Origin of the sequence: Kaistella flava (ex Peng et al. 2021) (genome assembly GCF_015191005.1) — a bacterium.
GTDB classification, from domain to species: domain Bacteria; phylum Bacteroidota; class Bacteroidia; order Flavobacteriales; family Weeksellaceae; genus Kaistella; species Kaistella flava.
On the sequence record NZ_CP040442.1, the window covers coordinates 697,569 to 716,980 of the forward strand.

Sequence of the window (19,412 nt, forward strand, 5' to 3'; positions counted from 1 at the left end):
TTTCTATGCTACTTTACTTGTCAGTTCTTTATTAATAAAAAATGCCAAAGAAGCGATTAACTTAATTGGCACTATAAATTTTAATGATTAAAAATCTAAGATTTAATCCATTTGAATTGATACTCCTGATCAGGAGTTGAGATTCTATCGGTAACTCTTTGTAATCTTCCTGGTAGTTTCATTAAATATTCCTGTGCTTTTTCAGCTGACTCATTTAATCCAGATATATGTTCGATTTTCCAGTCTTCTAATAATTCAGATAAAATATTAATGTAATCTTGTCCTGTATAAACCATTGCTCTTTGTGCTGCATCGGAGAAATGTCCCCAAAGTTCACCGGCTTTCTGACCAGATTCACGCATTAAATGCGCAGGCATTACAATTTTTTTACGCATCATATCTTCGAAAGCCAACATCATTTCTGACGGATCAAGTTCGAAAATTTTGGTAACAAAATGTTTATATGCTTTTGCATGTCGAGCTTCGTCAGCGGCGATTACACCACACATTCTGGAAAGTTTGGTATTCCCACTTTGTTTGGCCAAAGAACCAACTCTTCGGTGAGATATATTAGTTGCCGTTTCCTGAAAACTGGTATAAACGAAATTTCTATATGGATCCATGGTCGTTCCAATGTCTAAACCATCTTGGATCAGATAATGCGTTGTAATTTCTACTTCACGCATATTCACTCTACCACACAGATACAAGTATTTATTAAGCAAATCACCATGGCGATTTTCTTCTGCCGTCCAATTTCTTACCCATTTTGACCAACCAGATCTTTCTTCCTGGTTTATGCCATCAATTCCCATAATCCAAGATTCATAACTAGGTAAAGCTTCTTCTGTAATACAGTCACCAATTAAAGTTACAAATAAATCGTAACCCATTTCTTGGGCGTAAGTTTGAAGTTCTTCTACATCATATCTAAAACTGTCTGCAGATGGATCTGGTAAAAAATCTGTCGGTTGCCAAATCTTTTCTGCGGGTGTTAAATAGGAGTCTATAAACTCATCGACATTTTTGCCTAAAGTTCTCATTACTTCTATTCTCATCAATTTATTATACATCTTAACTCTTTTATATGTTGGGCAAATATAATTTAAAAATATTATCTATAGCATAAGTTATCCGTTAAATTAATTATAAAACGGCTGTAATGCAAAGTTAGGCCGTAAAAATAACTAAAAAATATCACTTATTTATAACGTGTTTTTTCGGAACTTATTTTAACTCACTAAAATGTCTCCAGTCATTATTGTTGGAATTTCAATGCCCATGACTTTTAAAATTGATGGTGCAACATCGCCCAATTTACCAGGTTTTAAATTCCAATTTTTGTCTTTATCCATTACAATTAGGGGAACTAAGTTCGTTGAATGTTGCGTGTTTGGACTTCCATCTGCATTTTTCATTACATCTGAATTTCCGTGATCTGCCAGAATGAAAACTGCGTAATCATGTTCATACGCTGCAGTTGCAACTCTAGAAATACATTCATCTACAACTTCTGCTGCTTTTACCGCTGCTGAGAAAACTCCGGTATGACCTACCATATCGGCATTGGCGAAATTTAAACAAATAAAATCTGCCGATTCACTTTCAATTTCTGGCAGAATTTTCTCGGTAATATCGTACGCGGACATTTCTGGTTTGAAGTCATAAGTCGGAACTTCTTTCGGACTTGGACAAAGTAAGCGTCTTTCTCCTACGAATTCTGCTTCTCTTCCACCGGAAAAGAAAAAAGTAACGTGGGGATATTTTTCTGTTTCGGCGACACGAATTTGTGTTCTACCGTTTTTTTCTAATACTTCACCCATTGTTTCGTGTAAAACTTCCTCGTCGAAAACTACGTGAACATTTTTATACTTTTGATCATAATTAGTCATGGTGACATAATAAAGATTCAATGGATGCATTCCAAAATCTGGAAACGCTTCTTGTGAAAGGACTTCTGTAATTTCTCTACCTCGGTCTGTTCTGAAGTTAAAACAGAAAACGACATCATCATTTTCAATTTTGGCAACTGGTAAACTGTTATCTTTTAAACAAATGATAGGTTTCAAAAACTCATCCGTAATTTGTTCTTTATAGCAATTTTCCATCGTTTCTAAAACATCGCGCGATCCTTCACCAACTCCGTTGACCATTGCATCGTAAGCTAATTTCACCCGTTCCCATCTTTTATCACGATCCATCGCATAATATCTTCCGATAACCGAAGCCAATTGTCCGGTGGTCGTTTTCATATGATCTAAAAGTTCCTGTATAAATCCTTTTCCTGAATGTGGGTCGCAATCTCTTCCGTCTGTAAAAGCATGGACATAAACATTGTCATTTAAACCAAAATCATGAGCTGCAGTAAGCAATCCTTTAAGATGATTAATGTGCGAATGCACGCCACCATCTGAAACCAAACCGATGAAATGGACTTTTTTATTGTTTTCTAAAGCATATTGAAATGCCTTAGTTATAGTATTTTCTTTTCCTAAAGTCGCATTTTCAACCGCCATATTCAGTTTTACCAAATTTTGGTAAACCACTCTTCCAGCGCCTAAGTTCATATGTCCAACTTCAGAATTTCCCATTTGTCCAAAAGGTAATCCAACAGCAATTCCACTCGCTTCTAAAGTAGTGTGTGGGAATTTTTCATAGCAAGAATCGATAAAGGGAGTATTTGCCTGAGCAATTGCAGAAACCGCAGCATCTGTTCCTATTCCCCAACCGTCGAGTATCGCTAAAATGGCTTTTTTTGACATTTCTTTTTTATTTAATATTGAATACAAATTTAGTGATTTAACAATTATTTAGCGCTTGATTTTAAACAAACTTATTAAAAGCAACATTTCTAATTCAGTAATTTTTCAAACGCTTTCCGCGCAGATTCGCGAAAATGAACTTCACCACAATATTTATAACCTAGTTTATCTAAGATTTTTAACATCGGAATATTGTCAAAGTTGGTATCAACTTTAATACTGAAAACATTTTCTGAAGTGGCAACTTTTTCAATTTCTTTAAAGATGTGCGTTGCTATTCCCATTCCTGCTGCTTCAGTTGACACCGCAACACGATGAACGACGATATACTTTCCATCAGACAGCCATTTCCCTTCGATAACTTCGTACGCAGGTTCGACGTCGAAAATGACTGCTGCGTAACCAACAATATGTTGGTCAGATGTTAAGACAAATCCGTAATTTTTTTTAATATCATTTTCGATTGTTTCGGGATTCGGATACCCATCTTGCCATTGTGTGCTGCCATCCTCTTTTCTTCTTTTAATTGCTTGTTGGAGAATTTCCCAGATGGTTTCTTGATCATCTAATTCAGCTCTTCTAAAATGAAATTGTTCTTCTTTTTTTGACATTGACTCTATTTTTCTTTTACAAATTTAAAGAAGATTTATTTTTAATTACGTTGTTGAGTAGTTTAAAGAGTCATTTTTTATTCTTATTTTTAAAAAAAAGTCAGATGAAAAAGAAATTAGTAGTCTTTTCTGGAGCTGGAATTTCTGCAGAAAGTGGAGTTCAAACATTTCGCGATTCCAATGGTTTATGGGAAAATCATCGCGTCGAAGATGTTGCGAGTCCAGAAGGATTTGCTCGAAATCCGCAAATGGTTTTGGATTTCTATAATGCCCGAAGAAGACAACTCACTGAGATTACGCCCAATAATGCTCATTTAATTTTAGCGGAATTAGAACTGTATTTTGATGTGGAAATTATCACCCAAAATGTTGATGATTTGCATGAAAGAGCGGGTTCAACTAAAGTAATTCATTTGCATGGTGAACTTAAAAAAGTACGACCAATCAATTCTGATTCTAATATAATTTCTTGGGAAAAAGATTTGAATGTTGGTGATTTTAATTTTGAGGGAATCCAGTTGCGACCTCATATCGTTTGGTTTGGTGAAATGGTTCCGGAGATGGAAAAAGCAATTGAGATTGCTTCTCAAGCAGATTTTTTTTTAGTTGTTGGAACTTCGATGATGGTTTATCCTGCGGCCGGTTTAATTCATTATATTCCAGGAAATTGTGAGATTTTTGTGATTGATCCCAATCTTTCAAATAATTTCACAGAAAATAAAAATCACTTTGCAACTTCTGCGACGCAAGGAATGGAATTATTTAAAAAGAGTATTTTAGAAAAGATTAATAACTAATTATACATTTTGAATTTAAGAAAACAAAAAAGCCGACTAAATAATCGGCTTAATATTTTTTTTATCATTTGTGTTTTCTGATGAAACAAATATAAACTTTAGTAGTAGTATAAAAAAGAGTGAAAACACCCTTTTTAACACATTTCATGTTTTATGGCGAAAAGTACAATTCCAACTCTGGTTTTCACATTAAGTTTTGCAAAGATAGAATCCCTGTAACCATCTACCGTTCTTGGACTTACATACATTTGTTCAGCGATTTCTTTATAGGTAAGTTCCGAACAAGCTAATTTTATAAATTCGATTTCACGATCTTTTAAGGAATTATTTATTTCTTGATTTACTTTTTCTTCCGTTTTAATTTTCAGCAAACTTTGCGTTACAATATCGGTGTAGAAAATCCCTTTTTCGTGTACGATATTGATGGCGTCAAAAAGAATGTCAGGCGACATATCTTTCAATAAATATCCTTTTGCGCCTGATTTCAGCATACTGATAATCGTACTTTCATTATCTTCCATTGTTAAAGCAATCACTTTTAAGTCCGGATAATTTTTACTAAGTACCAATGTTGTTTCTATGCCGTTTTTCCGAGGCATATTAATATCCATTAAGACTACTTCCGGAAAAATTTTGCGGTGCTCCAGCTGTTTCAAAAAATCTTCGCCATTACAGCAATTCATTACCACTTCAAATTTGGGATTAAATGAAATCATGTTTTCGATTGCCTTAGACACCAATTTGTGGTCATCTACGATTGCGATTTTTATTCTTTGCATAGTGTCGGTTTATTATAGGTAATGGTAATTTCGGTACCAATATTTTCGGTGGACTTAATTTTAAAACTAGCATTAATAATTTTTGCACGGTTCTTAATATTTGTCAATCCACTTCCATCATTTCTATGTTCTGCATTAAATCCAACTCCGTAATCATTAATGCTAATTTCAATAAAATTTGAATGATCCTCAACTTTTATTAATATTTTATTCGATCGGGCATGTTTTATTACATTATTAATAGACTCCTGAATTATTCGAAATAAAATTAGAGCATGATCTGCATTAATTTCTAAATCGTGATTGTTAATCTGGTATTCTACATCCATTAACTGCAATCGTTCTATTCTAAAAATTTCCCTCTCCAATGATTCGACAAAGCCAAAGTGTTTTACTTGCTTACTAATAAATACTTTAGATAAGTTTCTAATATCCTGTATGCATTCACCTATTAATAAGTTAATCTCGTGCGCAATATTTGTTTTATCTTCATCATTTGCTAAAGCTAATTTATTCGTCATCAATCTTGCTACAGAAAGTTTTTGACCCAAATCATCATGAAGTTCTTTTCCTATATAATCAAGAGTTTGTTCCTTAATTTCTACTTGAGAGATTGCTAATTCCTGTTCGAAAAGAGCTTCTTTTTTTTGCTGTGATAAAAGAAGTTCTGATTTTTTCTTGACGAAAATCCCATAAACTAAAACCATCATTAAAATTACAATTAAAATAATGAAAGTAGTTATGGTAAGAAGGAAATCGGTCTCTGTGAGATTCACTTTTTTATATTAATATTTTTTGCAAAAAAAACACCAGCTATCAAAATAGAATATCCGATAACATTTACAAGAAATAAAATTATGAAAAATATGTTGATATTCATCATTTGTATTGCAGTATTACTAATTATAAGTAAAGGTGTTACTCCTAAATAGATTGCCATTAAGCCGATACACGCCCAGAAAGGGTAATACGACTTAATATTAAGAATCTTATCTGAATTAAAGGTCTCACGTAAAACCAAAAAGATATTACACATCAATAGAATAACTTCAACAAAGTAAAAATTAAAAGAGAACTTATTGATGAAATCTTCAGAAAAAAGTGCAAATGAAAAATAAGATACCAGAAAGATCATAATTATAATCGAGTTTATTATTTTTGATCTTTTCAGTTCCAGAACCGTCCGAAAGTAGAGGAAAAAGAGTAAAAAGACGAAGAGATTAATCGCTATTGAATAAATGGGGATACTGTTAAATCTTGAAGTGCTGAGGCGCATTGTAAAAACAAAACTATCAATACTACAAACAATGGCACTCGCAATAATAAAATAAATGATACCTTTTCCAAGGTTTCTTCTATAAACAAGTAATAATATAAAAAATAATATTACTACAGCAAGTTGAACCATACTTGCTATATCTCTATTCCATGCTATCATTCTTCAAATATTAATATGGAGGACAGAGTTGACCGTAATCCAAATTCGGTAATTTTTCTAAGTCACTATCATCACTTAATCTTTCTGCTATAGTTTCTGAATCCATATTTTCGGGTGAAAAGAATATGGTTTGGTAACCTTTGTAAACGGGATCTAATCTTGGATCAAAACCATTATCTGAATATTTTCCTAAATTAATTTTTATTCCTTTCTTTTTGATTCCCATTTTTTCCATTCCATCACGAATTAAATTAATATAATCCTGCAAAACTTCTAAATCATAGGTATAAGATTTAGAATCAGGTTTTTTACCAGGTCGTTTCGCATTAATTGCTTCATAATTACTATTATCATATTCTTTTACCAGTAAAGCACTTTCCTCTTTTGAAATCAAATGTTTTTCTAATTCGTTCATTTTTATATGTTTTGTGTTAACAAATTTAACATATAATAGTTAAAGTTGATGCGTGAAAACACCTATTCACTTAATTATTTTAAATTATTTTTCTACATCTCGGTATTTCTTGTTAATAAAGGATAAATTCCTTAAATTTCGGAATCCTATATCTTTATAAGAATTGAACACTAAATTAATAAACGAATGCAAAAATTGTCTACCATTGCGGAGAGTTACCAAAAAGTAAAAAACACTTTACCAGATAACGTTCAACTCGTCGCAGTGTCTAAAACGCATCCTAAAGAAATGATTCAAGAAGTTTATGATTTAGGTCAAAGGGTTTTCGGCGAAAATAAAGTTCAAGAGTTAATAGAGAAGCAGCCCGAACTTCCACAAGATATTCAATGGCATTTAATTGGGCATTTACAAACCAATAAAGTTAAATATATCGCTCCTTTTATTGACACGATTCAAAGTGTTGATTCTGAAAAAATTCTTTTAGAAATTGATAAACAAGCTGAAAAAAATAACCGAAAAATCAAAGTTTATCTTCAAGTAAAAATCGCGGAGGAAGATACTAAATATGGTTTAGAAATCCATGAAACCAAAGAGTTATACCTAGATTACCTCAATGGTAAATTTCCAAATGTTATCGTTTCGGGATTAATGGGAATGGCAACTTTTACGGATGATAAAAACCAAGTTAAAAAAGAGTTCTCCTTTTTAAAACACCTTTTTGACCAACTTTCTTTACAACAGAAACTCGAGACATTATCGATGGGAATGAGTGATGACTACCCTCTTGCTATTGAGTGCGGTGCCAATTCAGTACGCATCGGATCAGCGATTTTCGGAAACCGAAATTACTTATAGAGTACTTTTTAGGTATGATTATTGCTACATAGCTTGCAATATTTACACAATATTTTTAATACAATCCATAAATTTTTATAATGCAAAAAATCCTAATTGTTGAAGATGAAAAAGCCATTTCCGGCGTTTTACACAGCATTCTTTCTGATGAATTACCTAATTATGAATTCGTTATTGCCGATGATGGTTTAGAAGGCTTAAAACAAATAGAGAAAGAAGATTTCGCTTTGGTGGTTTCTGACATTAAAATGCCTAAAGTTTCGGGGACAGAACTCTTAAAACAAGCACTTCAAATTAAGCCAGACACTACTTTTGTAATGATTTCAGGTCATGCCGATATCGATACTGCCGTAGATTGTTTGAAAGATGGTGCGTACGATTTCATTTCAAAACCAATTGATATTAACCGATTGATTACCAGTGTTAAAAACGCTTTGGATAAAAGAATTTTACAGAAAACAAATCAGCACTTAAAAATTGAAAACACCACTTTAAAGAAAAAAGTTAACAAGAAATATCAAATGATTGGTGAATCTCCTGCGTTGAAGAAAATTCAGGATATGATTGAAAAAGTTGCTGCATCTGATGCCAGAGTTCTAATTACCGGACCCAATGGTGCTGGTAAAGAATTGGTAGCTCACGCGATTCATGCACAAAGTGACCGAAGCAAAGGACCTATGATTGAAGTAAACTGTGCGGCAATTCCGTCAGAATTAATTGAATCAGAATTATTTGGACACGTTAAAGGAAGTTTTACCGGAGCAATTAAAGACAAGCAAGGGAAATTTGAATTAGCCAATAATGGAACTATTTTCTTAGATGAAATTGGAGATATGTCTCTGATTGCACAAGCTAAAGTTCTTCGTGCTTTACAGGAAAGTAAAGTTTCGCCAGTTGGAAGTGATAAAGAAATTAAAGTCGATGTTAGAGTTTTGGCGGCAACCAATAAAAATATGCAGGATGAAATTAAAGCTGGAAAATTTAGAGAAGATCTTTACCACCGACTTTCGGTTATCGAAATTTATGTTCCTTCTTTAGATGAAAGAAAAGATGATATTAAACTATTAGTAAAACATTTTGCTAAAATCATTTCTGATGAACATGGTACGGCTTTGAAAACTTTTGATGATAAAGCGATTAAAGCTTTAGAGAATTTCAGTTGGACTGGAAATATTCGTGAATTAAGAAACGTAGTCGAGCGTTTGATTATCTTAGGATCTAACCCGATTAACGCAGAAGATGTTGCAAGTTTTGTACGAAAATAATTAATTCAACATGCATATATAAAGGAAGCCAAATAAATTACTATTTGGCTTTTTTATTTACTAAACCAATATAATCGGCAAAATTTTTGTTGGACAATATTCAACAACAATAAAAATCAAGTATTATGTCAAGTTTAGAAAATAAAAAAATTGCAGTTTTAGCAGCAGATGGTTACGAACAATCAGAACTAGAAAGTCCAGTTCAAGCGTTGAAAGATGCTGGCGCAACAATAGAAATTGTTTCATTGAAAAGTGGTGAGATAAAAGCGATGAAAAATCATCAATGGAGTAATTCTGTCGCAGTGGATCAAACTGTATCTAATGCAGATTGCGCGAATTACGACGGACTATTATTGCCTGGTGGCGTTATTAATCCAGATGCATTAAGAGCAAATCAAGACGCTGTAAATTTCGTTAAAAGCTTTTTTGAAGCTAATAAACCAGTCGCTGCAATTTGTCACGCTCCGCAAACATTAATCAATGCAGAAGCAGTTAAAGGGAAAAAAATGACTTCTTATAAATCAATTTCAGCTGATTTGAAAAATGCTGGAGCACATTGGGTCGATCAAGAAGTCGTAACGGATGGAAATCTAACAACGAGTCGCTCGCCAGAAGATTTACCCGCTTTTAATAAAAGAATTATCGAAGAATTTTCTAAATAATATTTTCGCCACTTTAATTTTTGTGAGATGAAAAACAAAATTCCTACCCAACAAATCGGTGCAGAAAGTGAAGCAATTTCAAAGATTATTTTTGAAACTGAAGAATTAGCACGAGTTCATTTTGAAACGGTAAAAAAGCGCTTCCTCGATATTAATTCGTGGGAGCTTTTTGCGGGTGAGCATAAAGCGGAATTTTCTCTTCGCGACGAAAAAGGCAATCTTATTTTAGACCATCCGAAAGTGGGGAATTATGTGAGTATTAAAATTCCTTTGCTACATAATCCAGATGATGACGGATTTGATTGGGTGAAAATTGAAGTTTATGAAGAAGCCAAAGAAGAGCATTACGAAGCAGTTTATATAAGAGTTCGCCCAACTTCAAATCCTAAAAATTCCAGCGATGAGATTACTCATTTTCTAAATCCAACTGCAACTTCTAACTTTTTTATTAGAAGAAATGGGAAAGAAATCTCTGCAGAAGTTTATGCAAGAAATGAAACTCCTAATTCAAAAGATAAATCACTTTCAGAAAAAATACGTAATAAAATAGTTTCGGTTGGCGGAATGTTAATTGGCAGTAAAATTCAATGGGAAGGTTTAACAGATGGTTTAATTAAACATGAAAAATAAAGTATACATCGGTTGTTCAGGTTTTACTGAAAGACTTTGGAAAGGATTTTTCTATCCAGAAGAATTGGCTGCGAAAGAATATTTAAGTTTTTATTCAAAATATTTGAATGCCGTAGAAATCAATTCAACTTTTTACCGAAAACCAACTTTGAAAACTTTAGAGAAATGGTTTGATGAAACGGAAGATAATTTTAAATTTTTCATTAAAATTCCTAAAGCGATTACTCATATTAAAAAATTGGCTGAGACGGAAATTGACACGAGCGAATTTTGCACCCATATTTCCTCGGTTTTAAAAGAAAAATTAGCGGGATTTCTTTTTCAGTTGCCACCGTTGTTTCAGTTTAGCGAAGAGAATTTGCAAAAAGTTTTAAATACCGTTGATGAAAATTATTTAAATGTCGTAGAATTTCGCCATCAATCGTGGTGGACTTCAGAAGTCTTTGAAACTTTAAAAACGAAAAATATCATTTTCTCAGGCGTTTCAATTCCGAGAGATATTCCTGATGTTTTTATTGTTAACAATGAAAAGTTTTCTTACTATCGCCTTCATGGAAAACCTGCAATGTTTAAATCTGAATATTCAGAAACTGAACTTAAAAAACTAGCTACAGATATTCAAAAATTTGAAGGGACTACTTTTGTTTTCTTTAATAATACTTATGGAATTGCGGGAATTAAAAATGCACTTTATTTAAAAGAAATAGTAGAAAGAGATTCAATCAAATAGATGTTAACTCTTATTAACATTGGAAACAAAAAGTCTCTAATTATAGAAAGTTTGCAGTAAATTTGCCGCAAATTTTTTTATTACAATGTCGTTCTTAAGTAAAACATACACCAAACCTTTTCTAAAATTAGCCTTACCTGTTATGCTTACGCAGGTGGGACAAGTTTCTGTAAATTTGTTCGATAATATTATTGTCGGGAAATTATTAGGTGCTCAGGCTTTAGCTTCAGTTTCGCTGGGCAATTCAGTTTTCTTTTCAATCTTTGTTTTTGCACTGGGATTTTCCCTGGCGATTCCACCTTTGGTTTCGGAAGCACATTCTCGAAATGATCACAACACCATCAATTCTGTTTTCCGTCATGGATTCATTATTAATATGTCTATAGGATTAATACTGATGATTCTGCTGCTGTTGGCAATGCCACTGCTCTATCATATGGATCAGCCGGTAGAAATTATTCCGGATACGATTTCCTTTTTAACGATCATGACTTTGAGTATTGTGCCTTTTATGGCGTTTCAGACTTTACGGGAATTTAGTGAAGGATTATCTTTTACAATCGGCGTTACCAAAGCAACAATCATTGCCAATGTAATTAATATTATCTTGAATTATGTCTTTATTAAAGGAATGTTCGGATTTCCTCCAATGGGTGTTAAAGGATCTGCGCTTGCAAGCTTAATTGCGCGAATCTTTATGTTTGTTTTCCTGTATTATGTATTGGTAAAACAACCGGGAACCAGAAGATACATCAAGCATTTTTCTTTAAAGATTGCTGGATTTTCAAAGGAAATGTTTTCTAAAATGTTGAAGATTGGTTTCCCTACCTCTTTGCAAATGTTTTTCGAAGTAACGGCATTTGCTGGTGCTGCTTTTATTTGTGGATTGATTTCGGCAAATGATATTGCTTCGCATCAGATTGCGCTGTCGATGGCTTCTTTCACCTTTAATCTTAGTATTGGATTCAGTGTTGCTTCCACGGTGATGATCGGTCGTAGAGCGGGTGAACGGGATTTTGTAGGTTTGAAGAAAGTCGGAATTAACAATCTGAAAATAGTATTTATTTTTATGGCCTTTTGTGGATTATTCTTTATTCTAGGTCGAAATATTTTACCAACATTCTTTACTAAAAAAGAAGATGTTGATGTTATTTTGCTTGCTTCAAAACTATTGATTATCGCTGCTTTATTCCAATTATCAGATGGTGTACAAGTTGTTGCTCTTGGAATTTTAAGAGGAATTCAGGATGTGAAAATTCCTTCATTGATTACTTTTGTTGCTTATTGGATTATTACGATCCCATTAGGGTATTTTCTGTGTGTGACGATGGAAATGGGCGCCTGGGGAATGTGGATTGCCCTTGGATTAGGGTTAACCATTTCGGCAATTTTCTTAGTCATCAGGTTCTTTAAACTTTCACAAAGGAAAATAGATACCGCAGTTGCTCATTAAAAATTATAATCCCTGAAGAATATTAATCTTCAGGGATTTTTGTTTAAAGTCGATATTTATTCTGATTTTAAATTTTACAAATGACTGTCATCAGGATAAAGTTTTCTTAATCTGTAATATTCTTCTATTTATCTTCTATTTATCTTCTGTATCATGAGAGTGCTTTTTCAAATTGTGGAATTTTCTTGTTGAGATTATATAGAACATCAATGGAATTATAATTAAGGTTATTAGGATTGGCAATAAAATCCAAAAATAGCTCTTCAAGCCAATGGTTTAATGCGTCATTTTCTCTACCTAATGAGAAATGCGAATTCAAAATACGGAAGGACGAAGTGATATTGAAGTTTACTTTAATTGCTAAAAGAGTTTGATTTAAAATGTCTTAATTGATATTTAAAAGCTTTCGCAATTTTAGCTATTCCTGAATTTTTTGCACCGTCTTCGATGAACTATTGTGAACTTTTCTTAAAAAAATAATGTGCGCTTCCAAAATAAGTTTTGAAATAACCGAGAGAAAACCAAAGAGAAAAATTAGTTTCCTGGTTTTTAACGATGGACATCATCTATTTAGATTATATAAACTAAAGGTGAAAGTGGCTGCTGAAAAGCTCTATGCAAAATTTGTTTTTTATTTAAAAAAGATTTTTAAAAGTTGCATTTGCGCATTTCCGCAAAATTGACAAGGTGTTTTCACTCTCAGACTAATCGTTTTTATCCAATTCGTAAATTTCAGTTTTATCGGTGGTTTTTTTCTTTTCGAATCAGTATACATTTGTACTACAAACTAACCAATTAAATTTTTAACCATGAAAAAATTATTTGTAGGTGCTTTCGCACTAATGGCAGTAGCATTCATGAATGCACAAGGAAACCAAGATGAATCAACACAATGGGGAAACTCAAATAAAGCTAATGTTGATCAACACGGAAAAACGAACCATAATGGAATCCTTCAGTGGGGAGATAGTAACGATGCTAAAGTTTCCCAATATGGTACAGACAATAAAAACACAACGAATAGTTGGGGAAATAAGAATCACGAGACCGTTTATCAAAATGGCAAGGAGAATTCAAATAATGCTTTTCAATTTGGTGACAGAAACCATGCAACTGCAAAACAGTATGGTGAATTTAACAAGGTGATTCAAACCCAATATGGTAGTGATAATTCCGCTTACGCACTACAATGCGGTAACAAAAATGAGGCTACTCAAACCCAAGTTGGATTTGATAACGATGCAAAATCCAAACAGTACGGTAACGATAACAAGGTTACTCAAAACCAAGCATTTTATAAAAATGATGCTGTAGCATGGCAAAATGGTAAAAATAATACTATTTCTCAAGATCAAGACGGAATTAATAACTATGCTGATGCAAAACAGTTAGGATATGATAACACAATTACGCAGTTGCAAATTGGTTTTGACAATAAAGCATATGCTGATCAAACTGGAGATAATAACACCATCAGCCAAACTCAAATGGGAAATTCACATTATTCAAGAGATACCCAAATGGGATGTGATAACAACATCACTGTTTTCCAAGACAATAACCCTCATGGTGGCGATACATGTTGTGCACCTCCAATGCCACCTATCAAATGTCCAAAAGGAACCGTTGGTTGTCCTTAAAATCAACGACCTGATATTAATTCATCCTTTGGGAGAAGCTATTTGATGGCTTCTCCCTTTTATCCAAAATAATAAAATCATGAAAAATATATTCTTATCTATAGCAATAGTTACGAGCTTTCTAATGCATGCACAGAGCATAGATTTTAGTAATATTAATAGTTTAAATGTGTTAAATATCATGAACACACCTACTACCGATGTTTCTACCTTCACTTCAAAAAGCTCAGTTATCCAATTAGGAAATAATAATAGCGCTCTAGTTTATAATAAAAGTAAAAGTAGTGATTTGTTGATTCGGCAAACTGGTGATTTTAATACCACTTTAATGACCAATACGAATCCTAATTTAGAAAACAAACAAAAGGTAAATGTTGAAGGCGATAATAATTATATAGACATTACTGGTAACAATAGTAATTCGAAAGAAATGCAGCTTAATCTAAAAACAAACGATAAAATGATTTTTGTACGACACTATTAATTTAAAATAAAAAGGATGAAAAATATTAGTAAAAGCATAAGTCTTATTTTCCTCTTCCTCTTTGGAATTAATTCTAATGCACAGGACTCCAACAAAGTAGTTGCAAAGATTGACGCTCACAATATTGAAGGAGTAATCAGTCTAAAAGCAATTGCTCAAAATCAAAGTGAAGTTTTCCAATCCCTTAATTATATCTTTCTTGCTGTCAAAAAAGATAAAGGGAAAAATATGTCTTCTTCAAAACAAGAAAATAAATTTACCCTTCTTCCGAAAGAAACCAAAGTTCTTTCGGAAATTTCTATTAATGTGAATAAAGATGATGCACTGAAAGTGTATCTCTTTATTAAAGACGAAAAAACTGAAAAAGTCATTGCGAAGGATAGTCTGGAAATGAATTCTAAAAATTTCAAAAATGCAGTATCCTATGAGAAAACAACCAACGAAGAGAATATGTTGATGAATAATTTAGTCATTAACGAGACAAAAACAAGAGTTGGAGATGATTTTTACAGGAAACTCTATTCTGTCTTAATGTTAAATGATATGAAATTTGGCTTCAGAATACGTATTGCTGAACTTCCTTCAACAGGTACAAATATGATGCTTCAGATTTTCGCAAATGATGAAAACATTCTCTCCTTTGCTGCCCGACCGGAAGATGATTATTTAGACGATGTAGTAAAACAGTCGATTGCAGGTCTTATCGCATATGATCATGATCGGCAGGTTTCTGATAAAGGTTTTATTTATTAATATAAAAACATTCTCGATGAAAACACTTTTTTTATATCTAGTCTTAGGAATTAGTTTAGTAAGTGCACAACAGTTTTCTTACAAACCGATAAATCCAGCTTTTGGTGGTGATACTTTTAATTACCAGTGGTTGCTAAGCTCAGCTGCTTCGCAAAACCAATTCAAAGGTGATGCTTCAGCTTATAAATCTCTAAATTCTCTAGATAGTTTTACCGAAAGTCTCAACAGACAGTTGTTAAGCCAACTGTCTCAAAAACTTTTTGGAGATCAATTCGGAGATGGAAATTTAAAACCGGGAAATTATACTTTCGGTTCAATGTACGTACAAGTTACGCAGTCTGACAAAGGTTTAATAATAAAAATTTTAAATACATCAACAGGGGAACAATCAGAGATCATAATACCGAACTAAAGAATTAATATCATGAAAAATTTATTAACAATCAAAATTTTACTCCTACTCATTTTTCTAGGTACGATGAACAGTTGTGGTACAATGATGAATCTACCTGCCGAAGGAGATAAATCTACTTTGGGAGAGATGACTCCCTTTACCAAACAACTGAAAGACCTACCTGCACCAGATGAAAAAATTGTTATTGGAGTTTATAAATTCAAAGACCAGACCGGTCAATATAAAATGGCGGAAAATGGAAGTAACTGGAGTACTGCTATTCCGCAAGGAACCACCTCTATTTTACTAAAAGCTTTAGAAGATTCTAAATGGTTTCGTCCAATAGAAAGAGAAAATATCGGAAATCTATTAAATGAACGACAGATCATCAGATCTACCAGAAAAGAATATGAAGTTGCCAGTGATGGGAAAACAGTTATCAGCGATCAACTTCCACCACTACTCTATGCCGGAATCCTTTTGGAAGGTGGAATTGTCTCTTACGATACAAATATAATGACGGGTGGAATTGGAGCAAGATATTTTGGTGTCGGAGGCGGAACTCAGTACAGACAAGATAGGGTTACGGTTTACCTGCGGGTGGTTTCCAGTATGACTGGAGAAATACTTAAAACTGTTTACACTTCTAAAAATATTCTGTCAACTACTGTGAACGGAAGCTTTTTCAGATATATTGATACTGACAGGATTTTAGAAGCTGAAATGGGCTTTACGCAAAATGAGCCTGTAAGTTTAGCTGTTACTCAAGCTATAGAAAAAGCGGTCTATACTTTAATTTTAGAGAGCGTTCAAGATGGAACATTTAGAATAGAGAAAGTTCATGAAAAAGAAATGAAAGATCTTCTTCAAAAATATCATGTAGAGCAAGAACAAAATATCAATCAATTGGTCGGTAACAAGTTTTCTGATAAGGACAGATCAAAAGCATCTCTATTACTCTTGGCTAATGGTGATGTTATCAAAGGAGACTATACCGACGCCAAAATGAATATAGGCGGTAGAGCAGCATTCAAATATTTTTTAAATGACAATATAAATGCGGAGGTGAGTGTCGGTTTTGAAAAGTTAGAAAATAAAGGAATAGTTAAAAATAATTTCATGTATACTGATCTCAATCTTGAATATCTTTTGTTACCAAAGTTTAGCTTTTCTCCTTATGCCTACGCTGGTCTTGGATCGATGTATAATGGCAAGAATTTTTTAAAATATCAATTTGGCGGAGGAATAGAATACTTGTTGGGAAACAATCTCGCTTTTAGACTCAACGCTCAATATGATATGGGATTTGATGATACTTGGGACGAGTTTGTCAACGGAAAACGAAAAGATCAAGCCCTCCACATTGGTGTTGGAATTAACTACTATTTTGATCAGGCTAAAAAACTCAATATTAAAAAATAAAACCATGAAAACTCTATTATATTCTTTACTAGGATCTTTACTTTTTCTTTTCTGCATTTCGTGCAGAGAAGAATTGGTAGGGAAAGTAACAACTGGTACAATTACTGGAAAGGTCGTTCAAAAAGGAACCAACACCCCGTTGGCTAATGTTAAAATATATACGTCTCCAACGACGCAGACTGTTTTTACCAAAACTGACGGCACGTTTATATTAGAAAATATTCCCTTAGGAGACTATTCTTTAAAAGCAGAACTTACCGGTTATTTATCAACATTTCAAGGAGTTAATGTAAAGACACAAGATGGAATAAGCGTAGTTTTCGAATTGTCTGATGATGATTCTTTAAATTCGCCACCCTCTATCCCAATTTTATTAACTCCACTTGATCAGTCCGTGGATCAACCTACTTCTGTAAACCTAACCTGGAGCTGTACCGATCCTGATCCTGGAGATTCATTAAAATTAAAATTTAAAATTATTGTAAAAAATAGCTTGAACAATATTGTCTTCGAAAAAGAAAATATTAAAGTTAAAAACTATGTTTTAGATAATTTAATTTTTGGGGTTACTTATTTTTGGCAAGTAGTTGCAGATGATACAGTTAATACTCCTGTATATAGTGCGGTTCAGCAATTTAAAGTTTCAGATACTCCGAATAACAGGTTTCATTATGTGAAAAAAGCAGGAGCAAATTATTACATTGTTTCCAGTGATGAAAGTGGTCTGAATTTTCAGTTCACTCCAAGCTCTGTCAACAGTTGGAGGCCTAAGCTAAATAACGCTGCTGGTTTAATTGCGTTCTTGCGAACTGTTTCGGGAAATACTCAAATTTTTACGGCAAAAAAAGATGGCTCTGATGTGAGGCAGGTAACTACTACGCAGCCGGTATTAGGCTATAATTACGACGATTTGGATTTCAGCTGGAGTACCAATGGAAGTGAACTGTTGTATCCTAGTTTCAATAAGCTGTATAAAATTAATAAAGATGGTAGTGGATTAGCACTCGTTTATACAACATCGGATGGAAGTTTTATTACAGAATGTGATTGGAGTAATGACGGATCAAAAATAGCTTTGAAAACAAATGACGTTAATGGTTATAATGCGAAGATCTATATTATCGATCCATTGGGAAATATTCTTCAAACAGTTCTAACTGGACAATTAGGTGCTGCAGGCGGATTAAATTTCTCCATAGCAGGTGATAGTCTTCTTTTTACAAGAGATATCTCTGGGTACGAAAATCTAAATCACAGACAGCTTGATTCACATATTTTCCTTTATAACTTAAGTACAAATGTTTCGACGGACATTTCTTTGTTAGGCCAAAAACCTGGCGGTTCAAACGATTTGGATCCTAGATTTTCGCCGAACGATGCTGAAATAATATTTATGAATACCTCGAATGATGGAATCTCTGTAAAAAACATTTATAAAATGACATTGAGTATTGTGAATAATGCATCGGCTCGAACATTATTATTCAGCGATGCAGAAATGCCAGACTGGGAGTAGTATAAAAAATAGATTTCTTTTAATTTGATTAAAAGAAGAAGCAGATCCATAAGATCTGCTTCTTTTATTCTAAAACTATTGTAATTAAAATACGACCAATTTATTTTCTAAAGCAAACTTCATCAATTTAGAAGAACTGTTGAGGTTGAACTTAAGCATCATATTTCTTCTGTGCGATTCTACGGTATGTGCACTGATAAATAGTTTTTCTGCAATTTCTTTTGAGCGCAAACCCTCACATATTAAGATTAAAACATCTTTTTCTCTGGCTGTAAGTTCTTCTGCTAAATTGTGTTTTTTCTCGTCTTCTTCATCAATATTGCAGATGAAATTTAAAAGTGCACTTTTTGCATCATCACTAACAAAAATTTTACCTTCAATCACTTGAGATAAACCTTCTAAAAATTCCTTTGTACTGGTGTCCCTACCAAAATAACATTTTATTCCTTTATCAAAAAATTTCTTAATAGATCTAACCTCAGAACTGGCGGAATGAATTATTATTTTAAGCACTGGATTTAACTCAAGGAATTTTTCGATACTTTCGTTAACATCTGTTAAACTTAATCCTAAAGTATTAATGATAAGAATGCTGTCTTTATCAAGAATTTCCTTCTCAAGGTTATCAAAATCTAGCACCCCTTCAATATTATATTTTTTTGTAATACCGTATTTCTCTAATAAACAATGGGTAGACTCGAGATACAATCTTTGCAGATCGTATACAATTATTTTATTTTTCATGGCATTTGTGTTTATACGAAAATACCACTAATTTTAATTAAATCCAAATTATGTAATAGTAA

At 33.1% G+C, this 19,412-nt stretch carries 20 protein-coding genes; 13 read left to right on the top strand and 7 right to left on the bottom strand.

Annotation, left to right across the window (positions count from 1 at the left end):
- Positions 1 to 95: 95 nt before the first annotated feature.
- The 3 genes from Q73A0000_RS03175 to Q73A0000_RS03185 form a co-directional block, all read right to left on the bottom strand.
- Complete coding sequence (locus tag Q73A0000_RS03175) at positions 96 to 1,073, bottom strand: acyl-ACP desaturase (protein WP_193812644.1); 978 nt, start codon at positions 1,071 to 1,073, stop codon at positions 96 to 98.
- A 159-nt stretch (positions 1,074 to 1,232) separates the two neighbouring features.
- Complete coding sequence (gpmI, locus tag Q73A0000_RS03180; protein ID WP_193812645.1) at positions 1,233 to 2,762, bottom strand: 2,3-bisphosphoglycerate-independent phosphoglycerate mutase; 1,530 nt, start codon at positions 2,760 to 2,762, stop codon at positions 1,233 to 1,235.
- Positions 2,763 to 2,851: 89 nt separating this feature from the next.
- Positions 2,852 to 3,373 carry a GNAT family N-acetyltransferase gene (locus tag Q73A0000_RS03185; RefSeq protein WP_193812646.1) on the bottom strand — a complete coding sequence of 174 codons (522 nt, stop codon included), beginning with the start codon at positions 3,371 to 3,373 and terminating at the stop codon, positions 2,852 to 2,854.
- A gap of 104 nt (positions 3,374 to 3,477) precedes the next feature.
- Here Q73A0000_RS03185 and Q73A0000_RS03190 point away from each other — a divergent pair, with 104 nt between their 5' ends.
- Positions 3,478 to 4,170, top strand: coding sequence for an SIR2 family NAD-dependent protein deacylase (locus Q73A0000_RS03190; RefSeq protein WP_193812647.1), 693 nt, complete (start codon positions 3,478 to 3,480; stop codon positions 4,168 to 4,170).
- 134 nt (positions 4,171 to 4,304) lie between these two features.
- On the opposite strand, the gene Q73A0000_RS03195 is transcribed toward Q73A0000_RS03190, so the two are convergent.
- From Q73A0000_RS03195 to Q73A0000_RS03205, 3 genes are all read right to left on the bottom strand, one after another.
- Positions 4,305 to 4,949, bottom strand: a complete 645-nt coding sequence (locus Q73A0000_RS03195; protein WP_193812648.1) for a response regulator transcription factor — start codon at positions 4,947 to 4,949, stop codon at positions 4,305 to 4,307.
- Positions 4,937 to 5,725 (bottom strand): sensor histidine kinase, encoded by a 789-nt coding sequence (locus tag Q73A0000_RS03200; protein WP_193812649.1) that lies wholly within the window; start codon positions 5,723 to 5,725, stop codon positions 4,937 to 4,939. The genes Q73A0000_RS03195 and Q73A0000_RS03200 overlap by 13 nt, the downstream gene beginning before the upstream one ends.
- A 672-nt stretch (positions 5,726 to 6,397) precedes the next feature.
- Positions 6,398 to 6,802 (bottom strand): hypothetical protein, encoded by a 405-nt coding sequence (locus tag Q73A0000_RS03205; protein ID WP_193812650.1) that lies wholly within the window; start codon positions 6,800 to 6,802, stop codon positions 6,398 to 6,400.
- A 186-nt stretch (positions 6,803 to 6,988) separates the two neighbouring features.
- Here Q73A0000_RS03205 and Q73A0000_RS03210 point away from each other — a divergent pair, with 186 nt between their 5' ends.
- The 12 genes from Q73A0000_RS03210 to Q73A0000_RS03265 all read left to right on the top strand — a co-directional run bounded on the left by Q73A0000_RS03210 (position 6,989) and on the right by Q73A0000_RS03265 (position 18,606).
- A complete protein-coding gene (locus Q73A0000_RS03210) occupies positions 6,989 to 7,657 on the top strand; it encodes a YggS family pyridoxal phosphate-dependent enzyme (RefSeq protein ID WP_193812651.1) in 669 nt (222 codons plus the stop codon).
- Between the two features lie 80 nt (positions 7,658 to 7,737).
- Positions 7,738 to 8,922 (top strand): sigma-54-dependent transcriptional regulator, encoded by a 1,185-nt coding sequence (locus tag Q73A0000_RS03215; RefSeq protein ID WP_193812652.1) that lies wholly within the window; start codon positions 7,738 to 7,740, stop codon positions 8,920 to 8,922.
- Positions 8,923 to 9,047: 125 nt separating this feature from the next.
- On the top strand, positions 9,048 to 9,584 hold the full coding sequence (locus Q73A0000_RS03220) for a type 1 glutamine amidotransferase domain-containing protein (protein WP_193812653.1): 537 nt from the start codon (positions 9,048 to 9,050) through the stop codon (positions 9,582 to 9,584).
- Positions 9,585 to 9,611: 27 nt separating this feature from the next.
- Positions 9,612 to 10,214, top strand: coding sequence for a hypothetical protein (locus Q73A0000_RS03225; RefSeq protein ID WP_193812654.1), 603 nt, complete (start codon positions 9,612 to 9,614; stop codon positions 10,212 to 10,214).
- On the top strand, positions 10,204 to 10,944 hold the full coding sequence (locus Q73A0000_RS03230) for a DUF72 domain-containing protein (RefSeq protein WP_193812655.1): 741 nt from the start codon (positions 10,204 to 10,206) through the stop codon (positions 10,942 to 10,944). Before Q73A0000_RS03225 ends, Q73A0000_RS03230 begins: the two co-directional genes overlap by 11 nt.
- Positions 10,945 to 11,029: 85 nt before the next feature.
- On the top strand, positions 11,030 to 12,397 hold the full coding sequence (locus tag Q73A0000_RS03235; RefSeq protein WP_193812656.1) for an MATE family efflux transporter: 1,368 nt from the start codon (positions 11,030 to 11,032) through the stop codon (positions 12,395 to 12,397).
- An 809-nt stretch (positions 12,398 to 13,206) separates the two neighbouring features.
- Positions 13,207 to 14,037, top strand: a complete 831-nt coding sequence (locus tag Q73A0000_RS03240; protein WP_193812657.1) for a curlin — start codon at positions 13,207 to 13,209, stop codon at positions 14,035 to 14,037.
- 181 nt (positions 14,038 to 14,218) lie between these two features.
- A complete protein-coding gene (locus Q73A0000_RS03245; RefSeq protein WP_193812658.1) occupies positions 14,219 to 14,521 on the top strand; it encodes a hypothetical protein in 303 nt (100 codons plus the stop codon).
- A 15-nt stretch (positions 14,522 to 14,536) separates the two neighbouring features.
- Entirely contained in the window at positions 14,537 to 15,274 is a 738-nt protein-coding gene (locus Q73A0000_RS03250; RefSeq protein ID WP_193812659.1) for a CsgE family curli-type amyloid fiber assembly protein, read from the top strand.
- A gap of 16 nt (positions 15,275 to 15,290) precedes the next feature.
- Positions 15,291 to 15,686 carry a curli production assembly/transport component CsgF gene (locus Q73A0000_RS03255; RefSeq protein WP_193812660.1) on the top strand — a complete coding sequence of 132 codons (396 nt, stop codon included), beginning with the start codon at positions 15,291 to 15,293 and terminating at the stop codon, positions 15,684 to 15,686.
- 12 nt (positions 15,687 to 15,698) lie between these two features.
- Positions 15,699 to 17,090 carry a CsgG/HfaB family protein gene (locus tag Q73A0000_RS03260; RefSeq protein ID WP_193812661.1) on the top strand — a complete coding sequence of 464 codons (1,392 nt, stop codon included), beginning with the start codon at positions 15,699 to 15,701 and terminating at the stop codon, positions 17,088 to 17,090.
- A 4-nt stretch (positions 17,091 to 17,094) separates the two neighbouring features.
- Positions 17,095 to 18,606, top strand: coding sequence for a carboxypeptidase-like regulatory domain-containing protein (locus tag Q73A0000_RS03265; protein WP_193812662.1), 1,512 nt, complete (start codon positions 17,095 to 17,097; stop codon positions 18,604 to 18,606).
- Between the two features lie 84 nt (positions 18,607 to 18,690).
- On the opposite strand, the gene Q73A0000_RS03270 is transcribed toward Q73A0000_RS03265, so the two are convergent.
- Positions 18,691 to 19,350: a response regulator transcription factor gene (locus tag Q73A0000_RS03270; protein WP_193812663.1), complete on the bottom strand. Its 660-nt coding sequence runs from the start codon at positions 19,348 to 19,350 to the stop codon at positions 18,691 to 18,693.
- Positions 19,351 to 19,412 lie beyond the last annotated feature (62 nt).